Raw genomic sequence first — 512 nt, 5'->3', positions numbered from 1 at the left:
ATATTGCGCCTTATGGTCATTGGACAACGAAGTTTGGATAGCAGGTAATCATGGTCAATCTGGTCGAAGCATTTGGCGATGTCGGCATCGAGGACGTAGTATCCCATTTTGTTGATACCAGCAAATATTCTGCCAACTGCGTCAAGAGTTGAGCGTCCAGGTCGGAACCCATAGCTTGTTCCCTCGAATGATGGTTCCCAGAAGGGTTCCAATGCCATCTTGACCAAGGCTTGCTTGGCTCTATCTCGGATTGTCGGGATTCCCAGTGGGCGTTTTTCATCCCGTCCGGGTTTTGGTATCCAGACTCTCCGTAACGGTTTAGCCTTGAAGTTTCCTTTGATTTCCTCAACAAGTTCAAACCTTTGATTAGGGGATATTGCTACCACTCCATCCACTCCGGCTGTCTTCTTGCCCTGGTTATCTTGGGTCACTCGCCTTACCGCTAAGAGCCTTGCGTAGTATGACTTCAAAAGGAGTCTCTGCAACCTTCTGGCTTTTGCATCCTGTCCCGA

General features: G+C 48.8%; 1 protein-coding gene. It reads right to left on the bottom strand.

Annotation, left to right across the window (positions count from 1 at the left end; translation table 11 throughout):
• A partial coding sequence (locus tag AC0QHF_RS13390; protein WP_324704719.1) for a reverse transcriptase N-terminal domain-containing protein occupies positions 1 to 512 on the bottom strand: 512 nt, incomplete at both ends.

The organism is Lyngbya sp. CCY1209, assembly GCF_055795065.1.
This window is presented reverse-complemented; position numbering and strand designations above follow the sequence as displayed.